This is a genomic window from Thalassospira sp. UBA1131 (assembly GCF_002311515.1).
In the GTDB taxonomy this organism is placed as follows: domain Bacteria; phylum Pseudomonadota; class Alphaproteobacteria; order Rhodospirillales; family Thalassospiraceae; genus Thalassospira.
This window is the reverse complement of sequence record NZ_DCAO01000041.1, coordinates 11,363-16,556: the sequence shown is the minus strand read 5'-3', so window position 1 is coordinate 16,556 and position 5,194 is coordinate 11,363. Positions and strand designations below refer to the sequence as shown.

Annotated in this window: 5 protein-coding genes and 2 tRNA genes; 3 read left to right on the top strand and 4 right to left on the bottom strand. The window is 55.4% G+C overall.

Translation table 11 applies throughout. The annotated features are described in order from the left end of the window. Nucleotides 1-428, top strand: a 428-nt coding sequence (locus B3Z49_RS06390) for an ABC transporter permease (protein ID WP_296989086.1), incomplete at its 5' end; no start/stop codon positions are given. Nucleotides 429-479: 51 nt separating this feature from the next. On the opposite strand, the gene B3Z49_RS06385 is transcribed toward B3Z49_RS06390, so the two are convergent. Beyond that, nucleotides 480-556, bottom strand: a tRNA-Val gene (locus B3Z49_RS06385). A 16-nt stretch (nt 557-572) separates the two neighbouring features. Then, nucleotides 573-649 (bottom strand) — tRNA-Val (locus tag B3Z49_RS06380). 244 nt (nt 650-893) lie between these two features. Between B3Z49_RS06380 and B3Z49_RS06375 the strand changes: the two genes are divergently transcribed. Continuing rightward, nucleotides 894-1,760: an N-formylglutamate amidohydrolase gene (locus tag B3Z49_RS06375; protein ID WP_064780658.1), complete on the top strand. Its 867-nt coding sequence runs from the start codon at nt 894-896 to the stop codon at nt 1,758-1,760. After that, the gene (locus B3Z49_RS06370; protein WP_296989078.1) at nt 1,760-2,338 is read left to right on the top strand and encodes a GNAT family N-acetyltransferase; all 579 of its coding nucleotides are present in this window, start codon (nt 1,760-1,762) and stop codon (nt 2,336-2,338) included. The genes B3Z49_RS06375 and B3Z49_RS06370 overlap by 1 nt, the downstream gene beginning before the upstream one ends. A gap of 702 nt (nt 2,339-3,040) precedes the next feature. Here the strand turns inward: B3Z49_RS06370 and B3Z49_RS06365 are convergent. Together B3Z49_RS06365 and B3Z49_RS06360 are read right to left on the bottom strand one after the other, a co-directional pair. Further along, the gene (locus B3Z49_RS06365) at nt 3,041-4,240 is read right to left on the bottom strand and encodes a GGDEF domain-containing protein (RefSeq protein ID WP_120225009.1); all 1,200 of its coding nucleotides are present in this window, start codon (nt 4,238-4,240) and stop codon (nt 3,041-3,043) included. A gap of 366 nt (nt 4,241-4,606) precedes the next feature. Beyond that, nucleotides 4,607-5,194, bottom strand: a 588-nt coding sequence (locus B3Z49_RS06360) for an enolase C-terminal domain-like protein (RefSeq protein ID WP_296989073.1), incomplete at its 5' end; no start/stop codon positions are given.

Below are 5,194 nucleotides of genomic sequence, written 5' to 3'. Positions count from 1 at the left end.
TGATTGCCTGCATGCTGTCGCTTGTTTTCGTGGTCGAGCTGGTGCTGGGCGTTCCGATTGCCGGATCGAAGCTTTTGTTCATGGGCGGTGTGGTGATCTATCTGTTCTTTGCCACGGCCCTTGGCATTTTCCTCGCCACCATGACGCGATCCATGCCGCAATTTGGCCTGCTGTTTATTCTGGTGGTGTTGCCGTTGCGATTGCTTTCAGGGGGCAGCACGCCGCTTGAAAGCATGCCGGAGACTTTGCAGAACATCATGCAGTTCTCGCCCGCGACCCATTTCGTCAAATACGCACAGGCCATCCTGTTCCGGGGGGCTGGCATTGAGGTGGTCTGGCCGGAATTCCTGCTGGTGTTTGCGATCGGGATTGGATTTTTTGCGTTTAGTGCGCTTCGGTTCAGAAAGAGTATCGCGCAGATGCGATAGGGCTTGGTCCGGACACACAAAACCCCGCACGGGAACCCGGCGGGGTGGGAATGGTGGGCCTAACAAGACTCGAACTTGTGACCTCTCGCATGTCAAGCGAACGCTCTAACCAACTGAGCTATAGGCCCCTATGGGTTTGAAAGATGGTGGGCCTAACAAGACTCGAACTTGTGACCTCTCGCATGTCAAGCGAACGCTCTAACCAACTGAGCTATAGGCCCGCAAATCCATCTTTCGAAAGACCGAGGCTTTGTAACCAAAACACCGGTCTGTGCCGTTTGCGTCGGCGAGGCGGTATTTAGCCCAAGGCGGACCTTGGCGCAACCCCAGAAATGGTTTTTTGACAAAAAATGTTCATCAAATCCGTGGCAATTCCCATATGCTAGAAGATAGTATGATAATGGATCGCAAGACGCACGACGAAGCCCAAATCCGTGTCATAAGGGATGGACATTACGAAAGACAATGAACCAGTTGCCTTCGGAACTCGCCTCAACTGGCCCCGCCACCGTTATCCTGCCACCACGGCAAACCCTGCCGGTGGTGTTTGCATCCCCGCATTCAGGCCGCCATTACCCGCAGGATCTGATTGAACGGGCGCGTATTGGCGCGTTTGAGCTGCGCGCATCTGAAGATGCCTTTGTCGATCAGTTATTCACGGCTGCCCCGAAGCTTGGCGCGCCTTTGCTGTGTGCGACATTTCCGCGCGCATATGTCGATGTAAACCGGGCGGCGATGGAACTCGATCCGCGGATGTTTGATGGCGACCTGCCCGAAGATAACGAGATCAATTCGATGCGCGCCCTTTCGGGGTTGGGATCCATCCCGCGCGTGGTCAGTGGCGGGGTCGAGATTTACAAGACCCGCCTGCCCGCCGAAGAAGCGCTTTCGCGGATCGATACCTATTACCGCCCCTATCACACGGCGTTGCAGAAGCTGATTGATCTGACGCGGGCAACGTTTGGCTATTGCATTCTGATTGATTGCCATTCGATGCCCGGGGATTCGTGCGACAGCGCAAAAAACCGCGTTGATCTGGTGCTTGGCGATTGCTATGGAAGTTCCTGCCACCCGTCATTGACGCGGTTTGTGGACGATTGTTTTCGCGATATGGGCTTTGCGCCCGCGCACAATGATCCATATGCCGGGGGTTATTGCACACGCCATTACGGTCGCCCGCAAGAGCATGTGCACAGCCTTCAGATCGAGCTTTCTCGTGCGCTTTATATGGATGAAACGACAATCAGCCCGCATCGCGGATTTGACACCCTGCGGGATCAGATGACCGATCTGATATCGCGCTTTCATGATCTCGACGGGAACCCGTTCTAATGAGCAATACCATCGATACCAGTGACGTTTTAAGCGATCTGGTCATCCGCGATGCAGAACCCGAAGATTTTGAACGGATCACCGAGATTTACGGCCATCACGTGCTGCATGGCCTGGCATCGTTTGAGGAACGCGCCCCTGAAATCGCCGAGCTGACATCGCGCTGGCAACATGTGCGCGAACGCGGCCTGCCCTATCTGGTGGCAGATGTCGATGGAAGGGTTGAGGGATTTGCCTATGCCGGGGCATACCGGACCCGTCCGGCCTATCGTTTCACGGTCGAGGATACGATTTACATAGCACCCGAAGTCGTCGGCAAGGGGGCAGGCAGTGCGTTGCTTGCGGAGCTGATCAAGCGCGTCACCGCCCTTGGCTATCGCCAGATGATTGCCGTGATCGGCGATAGCGCCAATGTCGCATCCATCGGGTTGCATGCGCGTCTGGGTTTCCGGGTGGCGGGTACGCTTCAGTCGGCCGGCTTTAAAATGGGCCGCTGGGTCGATAGCGTGATCATGCAGCGTGGTATGGGTGACGGGGATGGCAATATCCCCGATGGCAATCCAACGCGCGAAAAATAGCCGAATAGAAGTCCAAAGGGACTTTAAAGGGCGCTTCCTGATATTGCCGGGCAGCGCCCTTGGCGTATCTGCGCGCCGCCATGACCCCAAGTTGATTTGCACCGCACCATTCTAACAATTCCAAAACACATGAGATGTTCAGGCGCTGAGCAGATGCTTTAAATCTGGCTAAAGGGCTGAATTTAGGCAAAAAAAGAAGGCCGCCTGTGACAGCGGCCCAAGTCTAGGGAGGAAACGTCCAAGAAACGAGCGACAAGTCGCTCGCCGGAATGCACTGCGTCCTACCGCAGCGCACAAATGAACATTACCCATTCACCGGACAGGACGCAACAGCTTTTTGACTATTTTTTTGTCAGAAATATTACTGCTTCTTTTTTGTGCATTATTTTGAGGCATTGCACCCCAAACGCCCGCAAATTTCACATCTCGCGGCTATTTTTTGATCACCGAAGAAAATGGAATTTTCGAAAAAGGTGAGAGAATCGACGCGAATCCGAACCAGCCTGGCGCGAGTTCAAGTCGATTCCATCCCTTTCCCTGGCCCGATTCTGCCTGCACAGTACAAGCCTCAACCGTGATCGACGCTGGCATGCGCCGCCATGAGATGTCCGTCAGACAGGGTTCTATGGATCAGGAGAGGATAGAGTCGGGACCGGACGCGTGCGTTGGGCAACAGAGCCCAGTCCGGGCTCACAGCAGGCGCTAGTTCACGCTGCGATCAACCGAGGGGGCATTGGTGGTCGACGGGGACGCCAAAGCGCTTACAGTATTGCGCCGCCCGGAATAGCCTTGGGCGACGAGGTCATCGCGGTCCTGGCGTTTTTTGGCCTCATACATGCGCTGATCGGCAAGGTCGATCAGGTTCTGTGGCAAGGCAATGGCATCTTCGATGCGTTCGGAAAGACCGACACTGGCGCGCTGCACCTGCCCGTTTTCAAGCTTTGCCAGCCCCGGTGCCATGACACGCTCAAGCACCTCGACAGCGCGGGCACGGCCCAGTTCGGGCAACAGGACCAGGAATTCCTCCCCGCCCCAGCGCACGACCATGTCAGAACGGCGGAAACGATGGATCAGGTTATTGCCGACCTCGCCAAGAATGCGGTCGCCGTAATCATGGCCATAGCGATCATTGATCTGCTTGAAATCATCAAGGTCGATGAAGGCAACGGTATAGGGGACTTTCTTGCGCAGTGCGCCTTCGAAGCTGACCCGGATCATCTCCATGCCAAAGGCACGGGTATAACAGTTGGTCAGCGGATCAATGGCGATTTCATGGGCGGCGGTAACCGTGCGATACAACTGCACAAGGGCCGATACCAGCGCCAGCGGCAACAGGAATGCCAGCAGCATTTCAAACGGCACGAACCCGGTCGCAAGTCCGCTTTGCGCCCCGATGACAAGCAACACGGCAAATGGCACTGAAAGAACGGCGGCCTCGACCAGGGTGACGGGCATGATGGCAATCATCATCACCAGACCGATCAGAAGGAAGCTGTGCGAACTGTGCATGTAATCGGTTGCAAGCGGATCATTGCCAGCAAAGACACATAGCAAACTTGCCGCGACAATCAGCATCAGCATCGGCAGGTACGGAAAACGTCGGCGCAATCGCGCACTGACCGCGCGGTTGGTAAGAACCACCAGCGCAACCCCCGCCACCAGAAGCCGCAGAATAAAGGTCTGCGAAGACCACATTTCAGCGGCAAAGGCCCCGTCCCAGAACGGAACGGCAAGCGTCAGGACAAGAACGAAAAGGGCTGCGAAACGGGCGGTAAGCTGGATCGATTCCTTGCGGCGCAGATGCAGGAGTTCTGCATGCCGTGGCGTGTAGAGAAAATCCCGATAGCAGCATCGAAACGTCTTTTTTGACGGACTGCTATTTTCCTGAGGGCCTGAATCCACGCGAACCGCTCCAACCAGATTTAAGCGGGCCACACAGGCCCTTTATATAGATGTCTCATCGTTCCTTTATTTGGTCCAAGACACAACTATACATTAGGGTGGCGTCATGCAGCAGATGGGCCGAAATGGAGCTTTAAAACGGTCAAGACCGACCGCAAGATGCTGATTCGTAAACAAAAAGTTAACCCGCAACCCACCATATCTGGCTGTAAAAAAAATTTCCCTTGGCTTTTCTACCTTGGGTCGAAAATTCGGGTGCCGTTTTTTTTACATTGGAAATAAAAACGGCGCACCGGTTTGCCGGTGCGCCGTCTTATATCGTCCCGATAACAGGGCGATTATGCCGTTGTATAGCGTTTAGCCTTATCAACCCCAGAGTTCGCGATCGGGCAGCCCCATCACACCGTTTTTAAACGTCAGAGCGTGATCGCGATCCTTGGCCATCCAGATCGGGCCATCCAGATCGACAATACGCGACATCGCACCGGTGATCATGGCGGGCGCCATGGCAAGCGATGTTCCGACCATGCAGCCGGTCATCAGTTGCATGCCGGCCTTGGATGCGGCCTCGGCCAGCTCAAGCGCGCCGGTGAGACCACCGGTCTTGTCGAGCTTGATGTTGATCATGTCATAGAGATTGGCCAGACGCGGAATATCAGCCATCGTATGAACAGACTCGTCAGCACACAGAAGCACCGGGCAATCGATATCGATCAGGCCATCATCCTGCCCGGCAGGCAGCGGCTGTTCGATCATCTCGACACCCAGGCCATCAAGTTCGGCACCGATATCTTCGAGCAGATCAAGTGACCAGGCTTCGTTGGCATCGACAATGATGCGGGCCTTGGGCGAACCTTCACGCACAGCACGGACCGACTCAAGGACGTTTTCGCCATTGAGCTTGACCTTCAGCAACGGGGCATGGGCGATCTTGCGGGCAGCTTCGCGCATATT